The sequence below is a fragment of the Falsiroseomonas selenitidurans genome (genome assembly GCF_012103215.1).
Taxonomy (GTDB): Bacteria; Pseudomonadota; Alphaproteobacteria; order Acetobacterales; family Acetobacteraceae; genus Falsiroseomonas; species Falsiroseomonas selenitidurans.
Window position 1 is genome coordinate 24,334 of the sequence record NZ_JAAVNE010000043.1, and the last position, 22,782, is coordinate 47,115.

19 protein-coding genes are annotated in these 22,782 nt (G+C 72.4%); 4 read left to right on the forward strand and 15 right to left on the reverse strand.

All coding sequences use genetic code 11. From position 1 onward, the window contains the following. Positions 1-39: 39 nt before the first annotated feature. From HEQ75_RS21060 to HEQ75_RS21095, 8 genes are all read right to left on the reverse strand, one after another. The gene (locus HEQ75_RS21060) at positions 40-816 is read right to left on the reverse strand and encodes an enoyl-CoA hydratase/isomerase family protein (protein WP_168034090.1); all 777 of its coding nucleotides are present in this window, start codon (positions 814-816) and stop codon (positions 40-42) included. Beyond that, positions 813-1,460 (reverse strand): 3-oxoacid CoA-transferase subunit B, encoded by a 648-nt coding sequence (locus HEQ75_RS21065; protein WP_235962024.1) that lies wholly within the window; start codon positions 1,458-1,460, stop codon positions 813-815. The genes HEQ75_RS21060 and HEQ75_RS21065 overlap by 4 nt, the downstream gene beginning before the upstream one ends. 284 nt (positions 1,461-1,744) lie before the next feature. Next, the gene (locus tag HEQ75_RS21070; RefSeq protein WP_168034092.1) at positions 1,745-2,425 is read right to left on the reverse strand and encodes a 3-oxoacid CoA-transferase subunit A; all 681 of its coding nucleotides are present in this window, start codon (positions 2,423-2,425) and stop codon (positions 1,745-1,747) included. A gap of 55 nt (positions 2,426-2,480) precedes the next feature. After that, a complete protein-coding gene (locus HEQ75_RS21075; protein ID WP_168034093.1) occupies positions 2,481-3,341 on the reverse strand; it encodes a MaoC family dehydratase in 861 nt (286 codons plus the stop codon). A 2-nt stretch (positions 3,342-3,343) separates the two neighbouring features. After that, positions 3,344-5,482, reverse strand: coding sequence for an acetate--CoA ligase family protein (locus HEQ75_RS21080; protein WP_168034094.1), 2,139 nt, complete (start codon positions 5,480-5,482; stop codon positions 3,344-3,346). A gap of 131 nt (positions 5,483-5,613) precedes the next feature. After that, positions 5,614-5,889 (reverse strand): hypothetical protein, encoded by a 276-nt coding sequence (locus HEQ75_RS21085; protein WP_168034095.1) that lies wholly within the window; start codon positions 5,887-5,889, stop codon positions 5,614-5,616. A gap of 120 nt (positions 5,890-6,009) precedes the next feature. Next, positions 6,010-6,639, reverse strand: a complete 630-nt coding sequence (locus HEQ75_RS21090) for an acetyltransferase (RefSeq protein ID WP_168034096.1) — start codon at positions 6,637-6,639, stop codon at positions 6,010-6,012. Between the two features lie 165 nt (positions 6,640-6,804). Continuing rightward, positions 6,805-8,340 carry a lytic transglycosylase domain-containing protein gene (locus tag HEQ75_RS21095; protein WP_168034097.1) on the reverse strand — a complete coding sequence of 512 codons (1,536 nt, stop codon included), beginning with the start codon at positions 8,338-8,340 and terminating at the stop codon, positions 6,805-6,807. Between the two features lie 324 nt (positions 8,341-8,664). On the opposite strand from HEQ75_RS21095, the gene HEQ75_RS21100 reads away from it, so the two are divergent. Genes HEQ75_RS21100 through HEQ75_RS21115 form a run of 4 tightly spaced genes read left to right on the forward strand, consistent with a single transcriptional unit; the run spans position 8,665 to position 13,401 of the window. Continuing rightward, the gene (locus HEQ75_RS21100; RefSeq protein WP_235962025.1) at positions 8,665-9,243 is read left to right on the forward strand and encodes a glycine zipper 2TM domain-containing protein; all 579 of its coding nucleotides are present in this window, start codon (positions 8,665-8,667) and stop codon (positions 9,241-9,243) included. A gap of 53 nt (positions 9,244-9,296) precedes the next feature. Beyond that, positions 9,297-10,139, forward strand: a complete 843-nt coding sequence (locus HEQ75_RS21105; RefSeq protein WP_168034098.1) for an ABC transporter permease — start codon at positions 9,297-9,299, stop codon at positions 10,137-10,139. 5 nt (positions 10,140-10,144) lie between these two features. Then, a complete protein-coding gene (locus tag HEQ75_RS21110) occupies positions 10,145-10,882 on the forward strand; it encodes an ABC transporter ATP-binding protein (RefSeq protein ID WP_168034099.1) in 738 nt (245 codons plus the stop codon). Next, positions 10,879-13,401, forward strand: coding sequence for a glycosyltransferase (locus tag HEQ75_RS21115; RefSeq protein WP_168034100.1), 2,523 nt, complete (start codon positions 10,879-10,881; stop codon positions 13,399-13,401). Before HEQ75_RS21110 ends, HEQ75_RS21115 begins: the two co-directional genes overlap by 4 nt. Positions 13,402-13,539: 138 nt before the next feature. Here HEQ75_RS21115 and HEQ75_RS21120 read toward each other — a convergent pair whose 3' ends face one another. From HEQ75_RS21120 to HEQ75_RS21150, 7 genes are all read right to left on the reverse strand, one after another. Next, positions 13,540-16,686, reverse strand: coding sequence for a glycosyltransferase (locus HEQ75_RS21120; RefSeq protein ID WP_168034101.1), 3,147 nt, complete (start codon positions 16,684-16,686; stop codon positions 13,540-13,542). Positions 16,687-16,690: 4 nt separating this feature from the next. Beyond that, entirely contained in the window at positions 16,691-17,680 is a 990-nt protein-coding gene (locus tag HEQ75_RS21125) for a GHMP family kinase ATP-binding protein (protein ID WP_209318693.1), read from the reverse strand. Continuing rightward, a complete protein-coding gene (locus tag HEQ75_RS21130; RefSeq protein ID WP_168034103.1) occupies positions 17,680-18,609 on the reverse strand; it encodes an NAD-dependent epimerase/dehydratase family protein in 930 nt (309 codons plus the stop codon). Before HEQ75_RS21130 ends, HEQ75_RS21125 begins: the two co-directional genes overlap by 1 nt. After that, complete coding sequence (locus HEQ75_RS21135; protein ID WP_209318694.1) at positions 18,593-19,546, reverse strand: NAD-dependent epimerase/dehydratase family protein; 954 nt, start codon at positions 19,544-19,546, stop codon at positions 18,593-18,595. The genes HEQ75_RS21130 and HEQ75_RS21135 overlap by 17 nt, the downstream gene beginning before the upstream one ends. Further along, positions 19,543-20,820, reverse strand: a complete 1,278-nt coding sequence (locus tag HEQ75_RS21140; protein ID WP_209318695.1) for a class I SAM-dependent methyltransferase — start codon at positions 20,818-20,820, stop codon at positions 19,543-19,545. The genes HEQ75_RS21135 and HEQ75_RS21140 overlap by 4 nt, the downstream gene beginning before the upstream one ends. Continuing rightward, positions 20,813-21,745 carry an NAD-dependent epimerase/dehydratase family protein gene (locus HEQ75_RS21145; RefSeq protein WP_168034104.1) on the reverse strand — a complete coding sequence of 311 codons (933 nt, stop codon included), beginning with the start codon at positions 21,743-21,745 and terminating at the stop codon, positions 20,813-20,815. Before HEQ75_RS21145 ends, HEQ75_RS21140 begins: the two co-directional genes overlap by 8 nt. Positions 21,746-21,824: 79 nt before the next feature. Continuing rightward, a partial coding sequence (locus HEQ75_RS21150; RefSeq protein WP_168034105.1) for a glycosyltransferase occupies positions 21,825-22,782 on the reverse strand: 958 nt, incomplete at its 5' end.

Here is a 22,782-nt window from a genome sequence, read left to right on the forward strand (position 1 = left end):
CTTGCATCCGCATCAGGCTGCGTCGCAAGGGGAGGATGGTCAACCGCCGCCGAACACCGGCTCCCGCTTCGCCAGGAAGGCTTCGCGGCCTTCCGCATGGTCGGCGGAGAGGAAGCACATGGTCTGCCAATCCCGCTCCCGCTCCAGCGCCGCATCCAGCCCCTCGGCCAGCATGCGTTTTGTCAGCGCGATCGGCAGCGCGGCCTGGGCGGCCAACCCGCGCGCGATCTCCTGCGCCGCTTCCAGGGCCGTGCCCTTCGGCACCAGGCGATCGACGAGCCCGATGCGCTCCGCCGCCTCCGCCCCCATCGGCTCCGCGTAGAACAGCACCTGGCGCGCCCGCGCCACACCGATTCGCGCCGGCAGGGTGAAGGGCAGGCCGAGATCGGCCATCAGCCCCACCTTGTTGAAGCCCGCCATGAAGCGCGCCTCGGCCGAGGCCACGATGGTGTCGCTGGCACAGGCCACCGACAGCCCGGCGCCGACGCACCAGCCCTCCACCGCGGCGACGATCGGCAGCCGCCCGCCGACCATCAGCCGGATGATGCGATGCGTGCGCCGCATCCGCTCCCGCCCCTGCTCGGCATCCCGCACATCCATGCCGGAAATGTCCCCGCCCGAGCAGAAGGTGCCGCCCGCGCCGGTGACCACCACCGCCCGCACCGCCGCCTCGCCCTGCGCCGTCTCCAGCGCCTCGAACAGCTGTTCCCGCAACGGCACCGACAGCGCATTGCGCCGCGCCGGGTAGTCCAGCGTCAGCGTCAGCACGCCGCCCGCCCGTTCCTGCATTACGCGCATCACCGGATCCTCGCTCATGAATCGGTGTGCAGCACGGCACCCGTCTGCGCCTGCAACGCCGCGAAGGACATGCCCTCCGCCAGGATCTCGCGCAGCACGAAACCACGGCCCTGCACCACATCCACCACGGCCAGGTTGGTGTAGACGCGCTGCACCGCGCCCGGCGCCGTCAGCGGATAGCCGCAATTCTCCACCAGCTTCGGCCGGCCATCCTTGGTCGTGTGGTCCATCACCACCCACAACCGCTTGGCCCCCGCCGCCAGATCCATCGCGCCCCCCACCGCCGGCGCGCTGTCATTCTCACTCGTCGCCCAATTGGCGATGTCACCATTCGACGCGACCTCGAAGGCCCCCAGCACACACAGATCGATATGCCCGCCCCGGATCATCCCGAAACTGTCCGCGTGATGGAAAAAACTGCCCCCCGGCCGCAACGTCACCTGCTGCTTGCCCGCATTCACCAGCCAGGCATTCCCCTTCCCGGCCTCCGGCGCCGGACCCATCCCCAGAATGCCATTCTCGGAATGCAGGATCACCTCCCGCTCCACCGGCACATGATCCGCCACCATGGTGGGGATGCCGATCCCGAGATTGACAAACCACCCCTCCGGAATGTCCCGCGCCACCCGCGCCGCCATCCCCTGCCGCGTCACACCCGCCATCAGCTTCAGCTCCATCGGATCGCCCAGGGCACAGGCGTGCCTTGGGTGCGCTGCGTGATTCGCAGGGGGACGCTGTCCCCCTGCACCCCCTGCCAAGGGTCAGTGGACCCTTGGAACCCTTCGATTCATGAGGGGAGATGGAGAGGGGCCAGCGGGTCCGCTGGATCGGCGGGCGCTCCGGCCCCTCTCCATCTCCCCTCAAGGTCCCGTGGTCCAGGAGGCCACTGCCTCCTGGCGGGGAGGGTGCGGGAGGGGCAGCGCCCCTCCTGCGAAACCACCCAGCGCTACACCCAAGGCGCCCCGCGTTCCACCCGGACGACGCGTTGGACGAAGATGCCGGGGGTGTGGACGTGGTCCGGGGCGATGTCGCCGAGGTCGAGGATGTGATGGGTTTGCGCCACGGTCAGGGTGGCGGCCATGGCCATGACCGGGTTGAAGTTCCGCCCCGACTCCCGGTAGGTCAGGTTGCCCCAGCGGTCGGCCTGCCAGGCTTCGATCAGGGCGACGTCGCCTGGCAGGGCCTGTTCCAGGATGTGCTCGCGGCCGTTGAAGACGCGGCTTTCCTTGCCCTGGGCGAGTTTGGTGCCCGCGCCGGTGGGGGTGAAGAAGGCCGGGATGCCGGCGCCGGCGGCGCGCATGCGCTCGGCCAGCGTGCCCTGCGGCACGATCTCCAGCTCCAGCTTGCCGGCGCGGTAGAGTTCCTCGAACACGGTGGAGCCGGCGGAGCGGGGGAAGGAGCAGATGATCTTCCGCACGCGGCCTTCCATCATCAGCCGCGCCAGGCCGACCTTGCCGGCGCCGGCGTTGTTGGCGACCACCACCAGGTCGCGCGCGCCCTGTTCCAGCAGGCCTTCGATGAGTTCGTCCGGCTGGCCGACGGCGCCGAAGCCGCCCATCAGGATGGTGCTGCCGTCCTTCACGCCTTCCAGCGATTCGGCGATCGACTGGACGATCTTGTTGATCATGTCCGCCCTCAATTTGCGGGGTTCTGGTAACCGCCCTGGCGCGGGTCGTCCAGCTTCAGCGGGTGCGGAAGGCGCCGTGGCTGATGACCACGGTGTCGCGTTCCACGACCCGGGCGCGGAAGGCGGCGCCGTCCGGCCGGCGCCAGATTTCGGTGCGGATGGTCTCGCCCGGGAAGACCGGCGCGGAGAAGCGGCATTCCATGCGGCCGAAGCGGTCCGGGTCGTGGTCGCAGACGCTGGCCAGCAGGGCGCGGCCGACCACGCCGAAGGTGCCGAGGCCGTGCAGGATGGGGCGCGGGAAGCCCGCCTTGGCGGCAAGGGCGGGGTTGCTGTGCAGCGGGTTGTGGTCGCCGTTCAGCCGGTACAGCAGTGCCATTTCGGGCCGGGTCGGCAGTTCCATGCTGAGGTCCGGCGCGCTGTCAGGTTCCGCGGCCAGGCGCTTCACGGGCCCGTCCGGCCCGCCGAAGCCGCCATCGCCGCGCAGGAAGGTGGTGTTCTCCACCGTGGCGAGCTTCTGGCCGGTGGCTTCGTCCAGGATGTCGCGCGCGGTGTAGAGCAGCGCGCCCTTGCCGGCGCCGCGGTCCACCAGGCCGGTGACGCGGGATTTGCCGAGGATCGTGCCGCTGGCGGGCAGCGGGGCGAAGAGCTCCACGGCCTGTTCGCCGGCCACCAGCTTCACCGCATCCACGCCGGTGGCGGGGTCGGCCAGCCAGAAGCCGGGGTAGCCCAGCACCACGGCCATCATCGGCAGGGCGCGCATCGCCGGGCCCTCGGTGACGTAGCGCAGCGCCTCCGGGTCCATCGGGTCCTGCCCGAGGCCGAGCGACAGCGCATACAGCGCCGCATCCTGCCAGCGCAGCTCCTGGCGGATTTCCGGGATGGGGAAGTGCAGCAGCTTTTCGGGGATGATCGCCATGGTCAGGTCTCCGGCGACAGTTCCAGCACGGCGTCGGCGGCGAAGGCGCCCTCGCCCGCCGGCAGCACCAGCAACGGGTTGATCTCGGCCGAGGCCAGGCGCGGCCCCGCCCCGACGGCGAAGCGGGACAGCGCGACCAGGGCCTGGGCCAGCGCCGCCACGTCGGCCCTGGGCTTGCCGCGCGCGCCATCCAGCAGCGGGAAGCCGCGCAGCGACCGGATCATGGCCTCGGCCTGGGTCGCATCCAGCGGGCAGCGCCGGAAGGCGACATCGGCGAATATCTCGATGAAAACGCCGCCGAGGCCGACCATGGCGACCGGCCCGAAGACCGGGTCCCGCACCACGCCGAGCGCCATCTCCACGCCGCCCGTCAGCTGCTTCGCCACCAGCACGCCGTCGATCCGTGCACCGGGCGCATGGGCGCGGGCGCGCTGCATCAGGGTGCTGAAGCCCTCCCGCACCGCCGCGGGGTGGGACAGGTTCAGCAGCACGCCGCCGATTTCGGATTTGTGCAGGATGTCCGGCGACAGGATCTTGGCGACCACCGGGTAGCCGATGGCGTCCGCCGCGTTCACCGCATCCTCCGCGCTGAGGCAGGCGGCTTCGGGGGCCATGGGGATGCCGGCGTCGGAGAGGATGTGCTTGGCATCCGCCTCATTGGGCGTTGCCGCCGGCAGCAGGATGGCGGGCACGGCGGTGGCGCGGGTGGGGGCGGCGGCGAAGGCTTCGCCGAAGCGGCCCATGGCGGCCAGCGCCACCACGGCGCGGGAGGGATCCTCCATGCAGAGGAAGCCATCCGCCTCCCACTCCCGCACCCGCTCCGGGGGCGCGAGGATGGAGAGCAGGAAGAGGCGGTCCGGATGCGCATCCAGCACCTTCTTCAACTCCGCCCGCAGGCGTGGCGCCATGGAGGGGCTGGCCCCCCATTGGGTGAAGAAGGCGATGACGCTGGCATAGCCGCCATCGGTGACCATCGACTCGGCGAAGGCGCCGATCACGCTCATGTCGTTGAAAGCCTGCGCCGTGCAGTCCACCGGATTGAGCGGCGAGGAGAAGGGCACCAGTTCCTTCAGCTTCGCCTGCGCCGCTTCCGGCATCGGCGGCATCGGCAGGCCGGCGGCCTCGGCGGCGTCCGACATCAGCACGCCCGCGCCGCCGGAAATGGTCACGACGCCGAGCGAGTTGCGGGCCGGGAAGATGCCGCGCTGGGCGACGTAGCAGATATCCAGCAATTCTTCCGTGGTGCGGGCACGGTGCACGCCGAATTCGGCCAGCACGGCATCCATCACCCGGTCATCGCCGGCGATGGAGGCGGTGTGGGATTGCGCGGCGGCCCGGCCCAGCGCGCTGCGCCCGACCTTCATCATCACCACCGGCTTCTTCGCCGCCCGCGCGGCTTCCAGCGCCGCGATGAAGCGCGGGCCGTTCTGGATGCCTTCCGCATAGGCGGCGATGACCTGCACCTCCTCGCTTTCCGCCATCCAGCCGATGATGTCGGACAGGCCCAGATCGGCCTCGTTGCCCGTGGTCACCAGGACCGGCGTGGCGATGCCGCGGTCGCGGGCAGCGGCGAACAGATGGCTGCCATAGGCGCCGGACTGACTGGCGATGCCGACGCCGCCCATCCCCGGCAGGGCCGGCCGCGGCCAGCCACTTTCGAAGCTGGCGGAGAAGATGGGGAAGTAGCCCAGCGTGGCGTTGAACAGGCCGAGGCAGTTCGGCCCCAGCAGCCGCATGCCGGAAGGCCGTGCCGCCGCCAGCAGCCGGGCCTGCATCGCCGCCCCGGCCTCCCCGGTCTCGGCGAAGCCGGCGGTGAAGACGATGGCGGCGCCGCAGCCGCGCGCACCGAGGTCGGCCACCGCCTGGACCGCTGCCTCCCCGGGGATGGCGACGATGGCGGCGTCCGGCGCCTGCGGCAGCGCGGCGATGCTGGCGAAGGCCGGCACGCCCTGGACCGTGGCACGGTTCGGATTCACCGGCATCAGCGCGCCCGGCAGGCCCTGTGCGAAGCCCTGGGCGAGCATATAGGCCAGCGGCCGCCCGCCGATGCGGGTGGGGTCGTCGGAAGCGCCAATGACGGCGACGGCGCGCGGCCGCAACAGCCGATCGAGATCCTGGAATGCCAGCGAAGCCTCCCCCATGCAGCCGGTGGCAAAGTGCGGGAGGCGCGGGAGCCGGACAAGACCCGGCGGGCACGATGCCGGGCCGAACGGTGGAAGACCGGATGCGCCGGCGGCGCGCGGCAAGCCCCCGCCCCGTGTCGGCGCGGCCGTCAGCGCAGCAGGAAGCCGATGCTCACCATCACCACCAGCAGCACCAGGCCGGCACGCACCGCCGTCATCAGGTCACTGGTCTTGGAGGATTTCTCCTCGCTGTCCCAGCCGGAGGAGATGACCGGATATTGCGGCCGCGCCGGTGTTGCGGCCTGCGGCGCCGCGCTCGGGGCGGTGTTGACGCGCAGGGAACCGCTGCCTTCGGCCAGATCGGCCGGCGGCCGCAGCCCAAGCAGCGCGCGCTGATCGTTCGGGTTGTGGGTTTCGGTCGTCATGGGACGAGTATTCCCACATCGCAAAGAAACTTCCAGCACCCACAGGCTGTAAATTCACAATTTTGTGACGCTTGGACGGATGAGGGTGGCCAGTTGTCACAACCGAGACGTGAGGAAGGCTCAGGCCGTGCCGGGCAGGGGCCGCGCCGGCACACCGCCAAGCCGGGCACCCTCGGCCACCTGCGCCGCCACCGCGGCGCCCGGCGCCACCAGCGCATCGGCGCCCACCACCAGGCCAGGCCGCACCACCGCCCCCGCCGCCACCAGCGCCCGCGCGCCGAGCGTGACGCCGCCGCACAGCACCGCGCCGGGGCCGAGATGCGCGCCTTCCGCCAGGCGGCATTGATGTTCCACGATCGCGCCCGTGTTCACCAGTGCCAGCCGCCCGAGCACCGCCAGCGGGCCGACCACGGCGCGTGCCATCACCTGCACGCCTTCCGCCAGGCTGGCACTGGGCGACAGGAAGGCTGCCGGGTGCAGCACCGGCGGCAGGGCATAGCCGGCGGCGCGGCACGCCTCCGCCAGGCGCAGCCGGGTGGCGTTGTCCCCGATGGCGATGGCCGCTTCCGCGAGGCCCGAGCCGCGCAGGCGCGCCAGGTCATCCTGGCGGCCGAGCAGCGGGCAGCCCAGCAGCGGGCCGGCATCCGGCCGGTCATCCAGCAGGCCGGCGACGGGGCGACCCATCGCGCGCAGCGCCTCGATCACCACCAGCGCATGGCCGCCGGCGCCGATCACCAGCACCGGCTTCATGGCCTGCCGCCCGGGCGGTTCAGGGGCCCCGCCTCAAGCAGGTGAAGCAATCGCGCTGTGCCTTCATGCCCGTTGCCACCGCTGGGTTTTGCCGGCGCCCGCCGCGATGTCGGACATGTATTCACAACCTCCCCGACGTGGCGCACCAGCTTCCGGCGCCGGGTATCAGGCGCCGGGCGCCACCACCATGCAGGCGCCGCGGCCGCGCAGCTTCTCGCAGGCTTCCTCCGCCGCGTCGCGGCTGGCCAGGCCGAGCACGCGGGCACGGTACAGCCGGCTGCTGCCCTGCTCCACCGGCTGCACCAGAGGGCGGGCACCCAGCGTCGCGACCCTGTCGCGGGCCTGGCCGGCGGCGGCACGCGCCAGGTTGGCGGAGGCGAAGGCCCCCACCTGGATGCCCCAGGCGCCGTTGCCGGCGGGGGCGGCGGCGGCCGGGGCGCGCGGCAGGGTGCTGGCATGGGCCTGCGGGATCAGCGAGAAGCCGCGCGGCGCGGCCGGCGCGGCGGCAAAGCTCGGCGGGTCCACCCGCACGAAGGGCTGCGCCGGCGGGGATGCCGGGGTGCTGCGGCCGAGCGCCGCCAGCGCCGGCGCGTTGCTGCGTCGCGCCGGGGCGGCAGGCGGCGGCGGTGCCAAGGCGGGCCTGGGCGCGGCGGCCACGAAATCGCCGGGGCTGCGGATCGGCTCCATCCGCGACACCGTGCCGGGCAGCGGCGCCAGCTGCGCCATCTGGATCGGCCCGGACGGGATGGCGGCCGGCGGCTGGTTGAAGTCGCCGGGGCTGACGATCGGCTCCATCCGGGTCTGGAAATCGCCCAGGCTGGCGATCGGCGCCATGGCGATCACGCTGCCGGACGGTGCGGCCGCGGCGGCCTGAGACACCACGACCCCGCCAGCGGAGGCGATCTGCGTCGGCGCCGAATAGGGCTGCGTGCTGCCATCCGGGATCGGGTCCATCCGCACCACCGGGCCGGGCGGCAGGCTGGCCACCCGGATGCCCGGGTCCACCGCCTGGCGCTGGTCGCGCAGCGCCAGCATCGTCGCGGTATCGCCGCGGCGCGGGCCGGCCGGGATGTTCAGCGGGATCTCGGCGGCGGCATAGACCTCCGGCGCCGCGCGGCGGTTCGGGCTGGCACCCTGGATTCGCGGCCCGATGCGGGCGACGTAGTTGCGGGTTTCCGCCGGCAGGCCGCGGCCGCCCCACAGGTAGTCCTCCAGCCGCCGCGGGCCGGCATTGTAGGCCGCCAGGAAGGCGGGCGCGCCGTACAGCTCATACATCTCCCGCAGATAGGCGGTGCCGGCCATCAGGCTGTCCCAGGGGTGGTAGGGGTCGGAGCCCAGCCCGTAGCGCCCCTGCAATTCGCGGTAGGTGCCCGGCATCACCTGCATAAGCCCCATCGCCCCGACTCGGGAGGTGGCGGAGACGCGGCCACCGGATTCCTGGCGCATCACCTCCCGGATCCAGCGTTCCGGAATGTCGAAGCGCTGCGAGGCCTGGGTGATGTAGGGCCCCCAGGGGTCGTGCGAGGGGCCCGGCGGGTCATAGCTGGAGGGCCGCGCCCATTGCGCGGCGCTGGCCGCAGGCTGCGTCACCACGCGCTGGCTGGTCTGGCCGCAGGCGGCCAGCAGGCTGAGCGCCAGGCAGGCGGCCAAGGGGCGCCCCAGGCGGGAGGCCACCCGGGAAGCAGCGCTGAACCGGATCATGCCAGGTTCTCCGTCGGTTGCGGGTGCCGATCCCCGAGGCCTGCCCCCCCGGCCGCCGCGCCGCCCCCCATGGCGATGCGATGGCCCAGGCCAACCCCGACTTCCGTCCCGTCGTTCAGATATGCTCGTAAGTCTCTGCGACAGAGGCCTAACCCATCGGCCCTGGCGGAGGCAAGGACGAGATCATGGCAGCCATCGCCCTGATCGCGCCATCGTGGTGGAACATGCAGGCTCGCGACCCCATTTTCGGGGCTGCAACCGGCCCGGGTCGCGCCGGCCGCCGACCGCACGGCAGCCCCCCTGGCCCCGCGAAGGACTGAATCGATGCGCCTGACCCGAAACCTGATTCCCGCCGTGGCGGCGCTGGCGCTGGTCGTGGCCCTGCCCGCCTGCGCACCGCGGGAGACCGGCACCACCGTCACCTCCCGCTCCCTCGGCACCGCTTCCTCTGTGTCCTACGGCACCATCGTCGGCTCCCGCCCGGTGCGCGTGGCTGGCGGCGGCAGCGGCATCGGCACGGTGGGCGGCGCGGTGGCGGGCGGCATCGCCGGCAGCTTCATCGGCGGCGACACGCGCTCCAACCTGCTGGCGGGGCTCGGCGGCGCGCTGCTCGGCGGCCTGGCAGGCACCGCGGCGGAAGGCGGCCTGACGCAGGGCAGCGCCATCGAGTTCATCGTCCGGCAGGACAATGGCGGCGACATCGCCGTGGTGCAGACCAACGAACAGGGGCTGCAGGCCGGCGACCGCGTGGTGATCACGCGCGGCGACCGGGTGCGGCTTTCCCGCGCCGCGGGCGGCCCGCCGCCGCCAGCCTATGCCCCGCCCGCCGGTGCCGCGCCCTATCAGGCGACGCCGCAGGGCTATGGCGCCGGCGCCAGCGGCGGCTACGGCGCGCCGAAGTAACGCCGGCGGAGCGGCTCTGGCCCACCCGCCATGGGCGGGCTATGAGCGCGCCCATGCTCGACCAAACCGCCGCGCCGCTGCCGGCCTACCATGTCGACGCGGCGGACCCCCAGCGCCTGCGCAAGGCGGTGGAGGACGTCCGGCTCGGCGCGCAACGCTGGCGGCTGGCCTCCACCCTCGCCTGGCTGGACATCCGCAACCGCTATCGCGGCTCGGTCCTCGGCCCCTTCTGGCTGACGCTGTCCACTGGCGCCATGCTGCTGGGCCTCGGGCTGCTGTATTCCGCGCTGTTCAAGATGTCGCTGCGCGAATACCTGCCGCATCTGGCGGTCAGCCTGGTGATCTGGAACGCCATCTCGCAGATGGTGAACGATGCCACCACCAGCCTGACGGCCTCCGAAGGCATCATCCGGCAATTGCCGCTGCCCTACACGGTGCACGCGCTGCGCTGCGTGATGCGCAACGCCATCATCGCGGCGCATAATTTCCCGCTGATCCTGGTGGTGTTCCTGGTCTGCGGCCACCTGCCGGGTCCGGAAGCCATCCTCGCCATCCCCGGCTTCGCGCTGATCGCGGTGAATTCGGTGGCGGCGGCGCTGTTCCTCGGCATGCTGTGCGCGCGGTTCCGCGACATCGGGCCGATCGTCGGCAGCACCATGCAGCTGGCCTTCTTCCTGACCCCCATCCTGTGGAAGCCGCGTCTGCTCGGGGATTGGGAAGCCTGGATGCCGTTCAACCCCTTCTACGCGATCCTGGAGACGGTGCGCGGGCCGCTGGTGGAGAATGGCGGGCCGCCGCTCGCCTGGCTGGCGGCCATCGTCTACACGGTGCTGACGGTCACTGTGGCCGCGGTGTTCTTCGTCCGCTTCCGCGGGCGCGTGGCGTTCTGGGTGTAGCGGGCATGGCGCTGATCGAGGCCCGCGGGCTCTGCCTGGATTTCCCCTACTACCACATCGGCGCACGGTCGCTGAAGAAGCGACTGATGGGCAAGTCCCGCCTGCACACGGACCCGTCCAACCGCATCGTCGTCACCGCGCTGCGCAACCTGGATTTCCGCATCGGGAAGGGGGAGCGCGTGGCGCTGGTCGGGCCGAACGGCGCCGGCAAGACCACGCTGCTGCGCACCCTGGCGGGCGTCTATGAACCGGTGGCCGGCAGCCTGACCGTGCTCGGCCAGATCGGCGCGCTGATCGACGTGGCCGCCGGCATGGATACCGAATCGACGGGGCGGGAGAATGTGCGTCTGCGCGGCCTGTACCGCGGCCTGACCGACGCCGAATGCGACCGGCTGGCGGAGGAGGTGGCGGCCTTCGCCGGCCTCGGCGATTTCTTCGATGTGCCGATCCGCACCTATTCCGCCGGCATGGGCGTGCGGCTTTCCTTCGCGCTGGCCACCGCCATGCAGCCGCAGGTGCTGCTGATGGATGAGTGGTTCCTGGCCGGCGACGCCGCCTTCATGGCGAAGGCGGAGGAGAGGCTGGCGCGGCTGGTCGGCGGCGCCGACATCATGGTGGTGGCGACCCACGACCACGGCGTGGTGCGCCGCTGGTGCACCCGCGCGATCCGGCTGGAAGGCGGCGTGATCCTGGCGGATGGCCCGGTGGAGGCGGTGCTGGACGGCCTCGCCGCCCCGGCGTGAGCGGTCGGCCGCTCTTCTGCATCGCCGACCCCAGCCTGCGGGATTTCGTCGGCCATCACTTCTCCTATGATCATGCGGTGGCCGAAGCGGCGCGCGCGGCGGGGTTCGAGACGCTGGTGCTGGGCCACCGCGCGCTGCCCGAGGCGGTTGCCCGCCAGGCCGGCGCGGTGCCGGCCTTCACCGACGACATCTGGGCCCAGCGCGCCGGCGGCGGGCCGCTGCGGCGGCGGCAGGATGCGCTGATGCGCAACCGGCGCTTCGGCGCCGAATTCCAGGCGGCGCTGCCGGCCCGCCTGCCGCCCGGCTCCATCCTGCTGGCGCATATGCTGACGCACCGGCAATTGCTCGGCCTGGCGCGGGTGACGGAGGCGCTGCCGCAGGATGTCACCCTGGTGGCGCTGCTGCGCTACCAGCCGGAGATGTATGATGACGGCCTGTCCGCCCGTGCCTTCGCGCGGATGCGCCGGGCGGTCGCCGCCGGGGCGAAGCTGCGGCTGGCCTCGGACAGCGCCAGGCTGGCGCGGCGCATCGGCCGCCTCGCCGGGCTGCCGCTGGAGGTGCTGCCGATCCCGCATATCCCGGCCGACATCCCGCCGCCGCCACCGCCGCAGGGCAGGCCCTTTCACCTGGTGACTCTGGGCAATGCCCGGGATGAGAAGGGCTTTCTCGAGATCCTGCAGGCCATCCGCCTGCTGCGCGCGGAACCGGGCGGGCTGGACGGGCTGCGCTTCACCCTGCAGGCCAATGACGCGGCGCCCGCCATCGCCACCGCCATCGACGATTTCGCGCTGGAGATGCCGCCGCAGGTGACGCTGCTGCGCCGCGCCCTGTCGCCGGCCGCCTATGACACCCTGCTGGCCGAATCCGACCTGGTGCTGCTGCCCTATTGGCGGGACATCTATGAGGCGCGGACCTCCGGCGTGCTGCCGGAGGCGCTCTGCGCCGGCCGGCCCGTGATCTGCACCGCCGGCACCTGGATGGCGGATGAACTGGCCTTCCATGGCGCCGGGCTGCTGGTGGCGGACCACGACCCGGCGGGGCTGGCGCGCGCCATCCGCCAGGCCCGCGCGGCCTGGCCGCAGCTGGCGGCCGGCGCCATGGCCGGGCGCGCCGGCTGCCGCGCCCGGCATGGCGGCCCGGCGCTGGTGCGGGCGCTGATGGAGCCGCCGCCGCCGCCCCTGCCGGCGGAGCCGCCGCGCCGGGTGCAGCTGCTGTATCCCTGGCCGGATTTCCTCGAACGCAGCGCCGGCGCCAGCCTGCGCAGCAACCTGATGGCGGCGGTGGTGGCCAGCCAGGTGGAAGAATTGCGGGTGATGCAGGACGGCGCCGCGTCACCGCGCCGCCAGGGCAACATCCTGGTGGAATCGCTGCAGGAACGCCGCCTGATCCAGCTGACCAAACGGCTCGGCTGGGGGGCGATGCTGCTGCTGGCGGGCCTGCTCGGCGGGCCATCCCATCGCCGGGAAGCGCTGTTCCCCTGGCTGCACCTGCAGCGCCTGGTGGACCCCTTCTTCCGCCGGCGGATGGAAAGGCTGATCGCCGGCTCCGACGCCGTGCTGCTGGAATACGGCTTCTGGGCCGGGCCGGTGCTGCGCATCTGCCGGCGGCTGGGCGTGCCCTGCGTGCTGACCGCGCATGACGTGATCGCGGACCGCGTCCCCGGCTCCGCCCTGCTGCGGCGGCTGACCGGGTGGCTGGAGATGCGGGCGCTGCGCCGCGCCCAGGCGCTGCGCGGCGGCGCCGTGGTGGCGGTGACGCCGGATGATGCGGCGCGATTCGCCAGCCAGGGCGTGCAGGCCCTGGTGATTCCCAACCCGGTGGACCTGCAGGCCATGTCCCGCCAGCTGCCGGCGCCGGCGCGGGTGCTGCTGGAACGGCTGGGGCATGAACTGCCGGACCAGCCGATCGCGCTCTTCGTCGGCAGCTACCACCCGCCCAACCTGGTGGCCGTGGCCCGGCTGCGCAGCCTGGGCGCGGCGCTGGCGGCACGCCTCGGGCCGCAGGCGCCGCTGATCGTGGTGGCCGGCAGCGCCGCGCCGGCGGAGGAAGCGCCGGGCTTCCGGGCACTGGGGCGGGTGCACGCCGTGGCGCTTGCCGCGCTGTACCAGGAAGCGCGGCTGGCCCTGGTGCCGCTGCCGGACGGCACCGGCAGTTCGCTGAAGACGCTGGAGGCGATGGCCGCCGGCCTGCCGGTGCTGGGCACCAGTGTCGCCTTTCGCGGGCTGGCGGTGGCGGATGGCGTGCAGGCGGTGGTGGCGGATGATCTGGCGACGTGGGAGGCGATCCTCCCCGCCCTGCTGGCAGACCCGGCGCGCCTGGCCCGCATCGCCTCGGCCGGGCGGGCGCTGGCGGCCAGCTATGATTATCGCCGGGTGATGGCCGGCTACCTGCGGCTGCTGGGGCTGCCGGACAACCCACCGCCGCCGCTGCCCGCGCTGCTCGGCGCGGCGCCGGCAAGCCGCGGCAGCGCCCCGCCCCGCCTGCCGGTGTTCAGCGGCGGCAACCTGCCGACAGGCTGACGCCAGCCGCCGAGCCGGCCGTACGATCGGCCCGCCCTGCGCGCCGGCGCCCGGTAGCAAACCCGGTGATCGTGACCGATCACCGACTCGATCGCCGGCCTGGCGAGGCGCCGCTGAAGGCGGCCATGGTCATCGCCCTCAGCCGACGCTCCAGGACCACCAATGCTGTTCGTAGCGGTTGTCGTTGAACACCTGGAAGGGTGGCGGCGCCGGCAGGCCCAGCCGTTCCTGCTGCCGGCGCGCCAGGGCGCGGGCGGCGCGCAGCTGGTCGATGCCCCAGACGCGGCGGGCGATCGCCGGGCCGGGCCGGCGCAGATCCTCCGGCACATCCTCGAAGCCACGGATCAGCGCCAGGGCACGGCGCATTTCCTGCCAGGCGGCGGCGGCTTCCGGCGGCCGGTCCTCGCGGCGCAGCAGGTGGTCGGCCAGCGAGGCCGCCAGGTCGTAATCCGTGGACAGGTGGCCGCAATAGGATTTGCGGTAGCCCAGGCAGTCCCGCAGCAGCGCCATCGCCGCATCCGGCGCGCGCTGGGCAAAGGCGTGATCCATGCCGGCCGGCGTGCGCCACAGGTACCAGGCGCGCAGATCCTCGATCTCCGCCCGCGGATGCTGGGTCGTGCGTTCCTCCGGGTAGTTGTTGAAGATGCCGAGCGGGGCGGGGACATGGATGCTGCGGATCCGCGGCATCAGGCGGTTCTTGAATTCCGTGTCGCCGGCGGCGCGGAAGCTCTCGTCGTACCAGCCGAAGCGGTCATGGATGCTGCGCCGGTACAGCGCGCCGACCCAGGAGAGGTAGCAGGTCTCCAGATACACCAGGTCCTGCCGGTAGCCGCTGCGGTCATAGGCCATGATGTCCGACTCGTAGATGCCCTGGCGGTCCACATTGGTGACGATGCTGTCCGCCATCGCCCAGTCGGCGGCGGCGTCCTGGTCCAGCGCATCGGCGAGGCGGCGCAGCGCATCCGGGTGCAGCCCCTCATCGGCGCCGAGGAAGGCGAGGTAGGGCGCGCGGGACAGGCGGATGCCGCGGTTCCAGGCCGCCTGGATGGTCTCTCGCGCCGCGGAACGGCCGTAGCAGATCGGCAGGTCCGGCTGGGCTGCGGCGAAGGCGGCGAAGGCGCCCTGCTCGTCGGACGGGGAGTTGCTGTCCACCAGCACCACCTCCAATTCGCCGCGCGTCGCCAGGCTCTGCCGCGCCAGCATCCCGAGCAGCGTCGGCAGCTTGTCCGCGGCATTGTAGAGCGAGGCGATGACGCAGGCGCGCGGCCGCGCGCCAGGGTCCCGCCGGTCATCCAGCACCGCCAGCGGCAGTTCCGGCTTGTGGCGGTTGCGCTCGCGCGCCTCGCGCATCAGGTCCAGGCAGCGCGCCGGGCCGTCCGCCGCGCCGTCGAACATCGCCTCCGCCGTCGCGGCCTCATGCACGAAGCCATGGGCGCGCAGCGTGGCGGCGATGAAAGGCAGGTCGCCGCGCGGGTCGGCGCCCAGCCAGCGCAGCGTGCGCAGCAGGTAGGTGGCCGCGTTCAGCGGGTTGCCGGCGCGGCGTTCCAGCCGCGCCATCTCGCGGAACAGCGGCACCCGGTCCGTGCGCCGTTCGGCAACGGCGCGGGTCAGGACGCGCAGCTTGGCCGCCACCTCCTCCGCCCCGCGTTCCGGCATGCCAGCCAGCTGCGCGCGCAGCCCGGGGCCGCCGCACAGGCCGCGCACCTGGCCGTAGGCGAAGGCCTCGAACCCGCCGCGCAGGCGGATCGCCTCGTCCAGCTGGCCGAGGGCGGCGGCACGGCGCGAATGGCTCGCGGGGGTGGCCAGCACGGCGCCGACCCGGCCGGCGACGTCCAGCGCCTCCGTCCGCAGCGGCGCGGGCAGCAGGCGCCAGGCCCGGCGCAGGCCGCGCTTCACCGGCACCACCCGGTGCGCCCGGCGCAGCCCCTGCACCAGCCCGCCGCCCAGCGCCGCGCCGCCCGCCTGCAGGCGCCGCACCGCCCGCTGGCGCGGCCCGGGGGGCAGCGCCTCGATCAGGGCGCCGGAGAGTTGCGCGGTGATCTCGATCGCCGCCTGCTGCGCCCGCACATCCGGCGCGGCGGCGACCTCGTGCAGATGCGCCACGCCCCGGGCATCCGGCTGCAGCGCGGCGCGCTGCCAGGCCTCCGCCACCGCGTCGCGATGCCGGTCATAGTCGGCCAGCACGGTCGCGGCGGCCGCGGCGGCGCCGCGGGCGCAGTCGATCGGCACCACCGCCCAGCCCAGCCCGGGCAGCCTCCCCCGCAGCCAGGAAGCGACCCCCGCATGTTCCGAGACCAGCGTCGGGCAGCCCAGCGCCAGGGCTTCCAGCGCCGTCAGGTTGAAGGTGTCGTGGCGGGAGGGCAGCAGCAGCAGGCTGCGCCCGCGCAGCAGCGCCCGCACGTCTTCCCGCGGCATCGCGCCGGCCAGTTCGAGCCGCCCTTCCAGCCCACGGCGGCGGGCGGCGGCGGCCAGCAGCGCGTCGCCGCCCTGGCCCAGCCGGTTCGGCCCGTCCGGCCCGACCAGCAGCAGCCGCCGGTAGCTGTCCGGATCCAGCCCCCAGGCAGCATCGAGGAAAATGTCCGGGCCCTTCCACTTCTCCCGCCGCCCGATGAAGGCGAGGTCGGGCGCGCCGGCCGTGCGGTCCGCCGGGCGCGGGTCCGGCGTGCCGATGACCACCAGCGGGTCCAGCCGGTTCACCGGCGCGGGGATGCGGCGCTGCCAGGCGGCGGCGTAGTGGTCGCTGAGCGCGTAGCGCGCCTCCGCGGCGCGGAACTGCAGGTGTTCGCGCAGCCGCAGCTCCGCCAGGATGCGCCGTTCATCCTGCCCGGTCGGCCAGCCACCGCGGAAGGCGTCCGACAGCGTGCCGTGCAGCGACAGCACCACGCGATCCGCGCGGCAGCCCTCGGCGGCCAGCGCCAGGCGGATGAAGGGGCCGAGCTGGGTGTAGTCCGGCACGTCCACCACGTCGAAATCGACGCGGCCCAGATGCAGCGCGACGGAGCGCGCCATGTTGCGGGCGATGCGCCAGACCCAGAGGAAATGGTGCAGGTTGGCCGGGGCTTCCTGCGGCAGCGCCAGCAGCGGCTCCACCAGCGGGATCGCCTGGGCATTGGCCGGGCGCGGCGCCGCCGCCTCCTCCGCCCGGCGGAAATAGAACCAGCTGTCGCCGGGCTGCAGCGCCATCATCCGGCGGAACACCGCCTGTCCGCCGCCGACCTGCCCGAACAGGTCGCAATCGAGGATCAGGATCCGGCGACCGCCGGTGGGGTTGGCGGCGGCCGGCATGGGATCAACCCCTGAGGATGGTGGCACCCATGGTGTCGAGGCCGATGGGGATGATGCTGGTCTCCCCCAGCCCGGCGCGGAAGCCGGCCTGGCGCTCGGGCGGCACCAGCATCAGCAGGAAGCCGCCGGCACCCGCGCCGCAGAGCTTGCCGCCCAGCGCCCCGGCCGCCCGCGCCCGGTCGTACAGCGCATCGATCTGCGGGTTGGAGACCTTGGAGGAGAGCCGCTTCTTCGTCTCCCACCCCTCATGCAGCATGGCGCCGAACTCGGTCAGCAGCCGCGCCGGGTCCTGGCCTTCCAGCACGCTGTGGGACTGGTCCACCAGCGCCAGCAGGTGCGACAGATCCTTGTCCGAGGCGCCGCTCTTGGTCTTCGCCATCTGCTCGTCCAGCGTGGCCGAGGCGAAGCGGGTGACGCCGGTATAGACCAGGAAGAGCGACCCGGTCAGCGCCTCCTGGCAGGGGGCGGTCATCTGCACCGGGCTGATGCGGGTGCGGCCGCCTTCGAAATCGAAGCGGTTCAGCCCGCCGAAGGCGGCATGGTGCTGGTCCTGCACGCCGACATTCTCGCCCAGCAGGTCGCGCTCCACCCGCACCGCCTCCCGCGCCAGGTCCATCTTGGTCGCGCGCCGGCCCTGCAATTCGAACAGCAGGTTCACGAAGCCCACGGTGAAGCTGGAGGAGGAGCCGAGGCCGCTGCGCGCCGGCAGGTCTGCCATGATGGAGATGTCGAGCGGCGCGGTGTAGCCATGGTCGCGCAGCGTCTCCCGCACCACCGGATGCTCAATGGCATCCAGCGCCGCCACCTGCTCCATCTTGGAGTAGGAGATGCGGTAGCGGTAATCCAGGATGTTGGTCAGCCGCAGCGCCGCGACATAGACATACTGGTTGATCGCCATGCCGAGCACCGCGCCGCGGGCGCGGGCGAAGTATTCGGGGTAGTCCGTGCCGCCACCGAAGAAGGACACGCGCAGCGGCGTGCGGGAGACGGTCATCATGCGCGCGCATTCTCCGCGGCCAGCACCTGCGCCACGCCCTGTTGCAGGGTGAGCTTCGGGCGCCAGCCGGTGTTGCCCAGGAACAGCGAGGAATCGAGGCTCTTGTAGCCGGCGCCCTGGAAGGAGCCGGGCGGGTGGATGATCTCCGCCGGCCAGTCCAGCGCGGCCAGGATCGCCCTGGCGCAATCGCCGATCTCGACCGGCGCGTTCGGCGTGACGTTCAGCACGCAATCGGTGAAGGCCGCGTCGGCGGTGAGGATGGCGTCGATCTGGTCGTGCACATGCAGCAGGTCGCGCACCGTGCGCGGGTTGCCCCAGACCTCGAAGGCCATGGCGCCGGTGGCCTTGGTGCGCGCCGCGCGGGCGATCATCGCCGCCATGAAATGCGCGCGTGTGTCCTCGGTATGCGCATGCGGGCCATAGACGGTGGCCAGCACGCAATGCAGCCAGCGCAGCCCGTACTGCTTGCCGAACACCTCGCAGCCCGTGGCCAGCAATTCCTTGGCCAGCGCGTAGCCCTGCACGGAGGGATGCGGCCGGCCGATGCCGAATTCCGCCTCCGGCGTCGCATGGTCGGACTCGGCATAGGTGCAGGAGGAGCCGAGCGAGACCAGCTTGGCCTGCGGCTGGTGTGCCCGCCAGGCATCCAGCACGTTCAGGTGGATGCGTGCATTGTCGCGCAGCAATTCCCCCTGGATGCCGTACTGGATCTGCCCGGTGCGCTGCTTCGTGATGGCGTGGAAGATCCGGCCGGCCTTCGGGGCCTCGCGGAAGGCGCGGTCCACCACGGCGGCATCGGTGAAGTCGCCGGCGGCGCGGCCGATGGGGTGCACCGGCCAGCCTTCGGCGGTCCAGCGGTCCAGCAGGTTGCGGCCGAGGAAACCGTCGGCGCCGAGGATGAGGGTGGGGCTATCCGCGTAGGGCATCGCGATACCAGGCCAGGGTTGCCGCCATGCCGTCATCCAGGCCGCGGAAGGGGGCCAGGCCCGGCAGCAGCTGGCGCAGCTTCGCCGCCGTGGCCCGGCGCACCTTCACGCCGCGATTGCCCGCGGCGGGCGGCGAGGTGAGCTTGATGGGGCGCTGCCGGCCGGCCGCGCGCATCGCGCAGGCCGCCAGGTCGCGCACCGTGCGGGTTTCGCCGAAGGCGAGGTTCACCGCCTCCGTCACGCCGCGCAGCGCCAGTGACTCCACGAAGGCGGCGGCGACGTCGCCGGCATAGATGAAATCGCGTTCCGCATCCGGGTCGCCCCGCACCTCGAATTCCGGCGCGTCGCCGGCGGCGCGGATGACGAAGGCCGTGGCGACATGCGCCTCCGCCTCGTCCAGCGTGTCATGCGGTCCGTAGGGGTTGGTCAGGCGGAAGCTGATGGTGTGGATGCCGGCGCGGCGGTGCCACAGTTCCGCGGTGATCTCGCCCCAGCGCTTCGACCAGGCATAGGCGGCCTCGCCATCATGCGGCCAGTCGTTGAGGTCGAGCGGGACGGCATCGTCCTGCACCGCCCAGGAGGCCGGGTAGACGGCGGAGGAGGAGGCGGCGCGGATCTCGGTGATGCCGCGCGCCATGGCGAAGCCGTAGACCTGCTCCGTCATCGCCAGATTGGCCGCGAGGATCCGCTGCTGCTGCTTCCCGAACTGGGAGGCGAAGTAGCGGAAGGCCGCGACATGGAGGATGGCCGCACCTTCCGGCAAGGCCGGCAGCGTGTCCACGGCCGCCGCGGCGACGGTCGTCGTGCAGCCCGGCACCGCGGCGCCGCTGGCGTTGACGCCGATCAGCAGCGGCACCTGGCCGGCCAGCGCATCGACGATGTTCCGCCCGATGAAGCCGCTGGCGCCCCAGACGATGACGGCGGGCGGCAGGCTCACGCGGATTCCTTCCCATAGGCATGCACCTTCGGGATCGGCACGATCAGCTCCCCGCCGCCGGCGAGATAGGCCTTCTCCTTCAGCAGGAACTCGCTGATGAAGTTCCAGGCGAGAACGAGGTAGGCGTCGGGCCGCGCGCCTTCCTCGGCCTCGATCGGGATGCGCACGCCGGGGATGGCGAGGCCGACCTTCATCGGGTTCTTCTCCACCGCCTTCTGCACCAGATCCGGCCCGATGCCGAAGCTGTTCAGCAGCGTGGCGCCCTTGGCCGGCGCGCCATAGGCCCAGACCGACTTGCCCGCGTTCCTGTAGCCTTCGAGCAGGGCAACGAGGCGGGTGCGGAGGTCCAGCACGTTGTTCGCGAAGTGGCGATAGGTCTCGATCTCGCCGAAGCCCTTGGCGATTTCCTGCGCCTGCATGGCGCGCACGCTGTCGCCCACCGGGCGCACGCCCTTGCGCGTCACATGCGCCTCGATGCTGCCGCCATGGATATCTACGAGGCTGGCCTCGAACACCTCCAGCCCATGCCGCTCCAGCAGGGCGGAGAGCGACTTCAGCGTGTAGTAGCAGAGATGCTCGTGATAGACCTGATCGAAGGCGGTGTTCTCCACCATGCCGCCAAGGTAGATCGCCTGCACGACGAAGACGCCGTCCTGGTCCAGCAGGCTGGCGATGCCCTCCACCACGCTGTGCAGCTCCTCCAGGTGGAAGAACACGCCGGCGGCGGTGATGATCTTCGCGGGGCCGTGCTCGGCGCGGATGTCGGCGCAGCAGGCGGCGTTGAAGAAGCGGTGCCAGGTGGGCACGCCGGCCTCCTGCGCCAGCTTCGCCACATTGCCCGCGGCCTCCACCCCCAGCACGCGGGCGCCGGAGAAGGCCCATTGCTTCAGCCAGGTGCCGTCATTGCTGCCGATATCGACGACGAGGTCGCCCGGCTTCACCTCATAGGCCGCGGCGATGCGCTGGCTTGTCGCCAGGAAATGCGCCGGCAGCGTCTTGGTGGTGCCGGAGACATAGGGATAGTCGGTGAACATCGATTCCTTGGGAATCGTATGGTCGATCTGCACCATGGTGCAGTCCCGGCAGAAGCCGACGCGCAGCGGGTAGTGCGGCTCCACCCCCGGGGCCAGGTCGGGGCGCACCAGGCGGTTGCAGTGCGGCTGGTCGCCCAGGTCGATCACCAGCTCCACCTGCCGCGCGCCGCAGCAGCGGCAGGCCATGCCCAGCATCACGCCGGGGGCGGGCACCACCATGCGGGAAGCGGTGTCAGACATTGGCGAAGCGCCCGTTGCGCAGCATGCGGTAGCCCTTGATGAGTTCCTGGATGCCCTTGTCCAGGCCATGGTCGGGCATCCAGCCGGTGGCTTCCAGCTTGTCGTTGGAGACGACGTAGTCGCGCTTGTCCGGGTCCTCGCCCACCGGCGCCTCCAGCCAGACGAAGCCCGGCACGTGCTTCGCGATGCGGTCGCAGAGCTGCGCCTTGGACAGGTTGGCCTCCGACAGGCCAACGTTATACGCCTGCCCCTTCATCGCCGCGACATTGTCGATGCCATGGAGAAACGCCTTCACCACGTCCCGGATGTGGATGTAGTTGCGGCGGAAATGCGCCTCGAACAGCACCACCGCCCGGTCATTCACCGCGCGCCAGGTGAAGTCGTTCACCAGCAGGTCGAGCCGCATGCGCGGCGCCATGCCGAACACCGTCGCCAGCCGGAAGGACAGCGCATTGGCGTGGGAGAGCACGGCTTCCTCGGCCTCCACCTTGGTGCGGCCATACAGCGAAACCGGGCGCAGCGGCGTTTCCTCGGTGCAGAAGGCATTGCCCTCGCCGACGCCGTAGCCGGAATTGGTGGTGGGGTAGGCGATCAGCTGGCTCGGGCTGGCGCGCTTCACCAGATCCAGCACCGCGTCGCGGTTCAGCGACTTCGCGCCGATCTCGTCCCGGGCGCAGAGCGGCGCGCCGACCAGGGCGGCGAGCGGGATGGCGATGTCGGCCTGCTTCAGCAGCGGCTCCAGCACCCGCATGTCGCGGCAGTCGCCGCGCACCGGGGTGAAGTTCGGGTCGGCGCAGGCATGCGCCAGGAAGGGCTCGCCGGCGGCGAAGGTATCCAGCACGGTCACTTGCCAGCCGCGGGCAAGCAGCGCCGGGACCAGCATGGAACCGATGTAGCCGGCCCCGCCGGTGACGAGCACATGCATGAATTTGTTTCCCTGATGCAACCGCGGCTCACGCCGCGTATAGGTCTTGATGCAGCGCACGGCAACCTGCGACGGCAGGTCAGCATGCGCCCAGAAGGTCTTGCAGAAGCCTGTCCGGATTGTGGCGCGCCCGCCAGGCGGGGGCGCCCATCCGGGCCGCCAGGGTCAGCGTCGGCAAACGTTCCAGCGCCTCCGCCAGGGCCGCGGCCGCCAGGGGACCGGGTGGCGTGCCGGGCGGGATCGCCACCGCCCGGTCCGGCCCCGCGGCCTGTTCCATCCAGCAGCCGGCGGGCACCACGGCGGGCAGGCCCAGCGCCAGCGCCTCCGCCAGGATGCCGCTGCTGCGGGCGCCGTAGACGCCGCCCTCATAGGGCAGCAGCAGCAGGTCGGCCGATTCCAGCAGGGCCGCATAGGCCGCCGGGTCAAGCGCCTGCTCCACCAGCGTCACCCCCGCCAGGGTGCGCAGCCGGCGATGCGCCTGCTGCACCAGCGGGTCCGCTTCGGCGCCGACGCGGCCGGACTGGATGGTGAATCGGGCGCGGCCGGCGACGGCGGTGATGGCCTCCGGCAGCGCCGCATAGCCCTTCTCCGCCCGGGCACCGCCGGCGAAGACCACATGCGGCGGGTCGCCCAGCGGGCGGGGCGGGGAATCGGGCACCACCACCGGCAGCGGCACCGGCCGCACATTCTGGCCGGACAGGGCGGCGAAAGCCCCGGCCAGGGGTTCGGTATCGGCGAACAGCCGCAGCCGGTCGCCGAACCGCGCCCGCAGCCGGGCCAGCAGGGCCGGCAGGCGGTCCGGGGCCGGGTCGTCCGCCTCCATCTCCGCCGGCATGCGGCGCAGCACCACCAGCAGCGTCACCGGCGGCAGGGCCGGGCCGGTCGCCACCGAATGCAGGTTGGCGCCGGAGACGCTGTGCAGCAGCAGCGCATCGCCCGCCCCGGCCCCGGCCGCCGCCAGCGCCGCCGCCAGCTCCGCCCCCAGCGGGTCCGCCGCGCCACCGCGCAGCCGGCGGCGCAAGGTGCGCAGCGGCGGC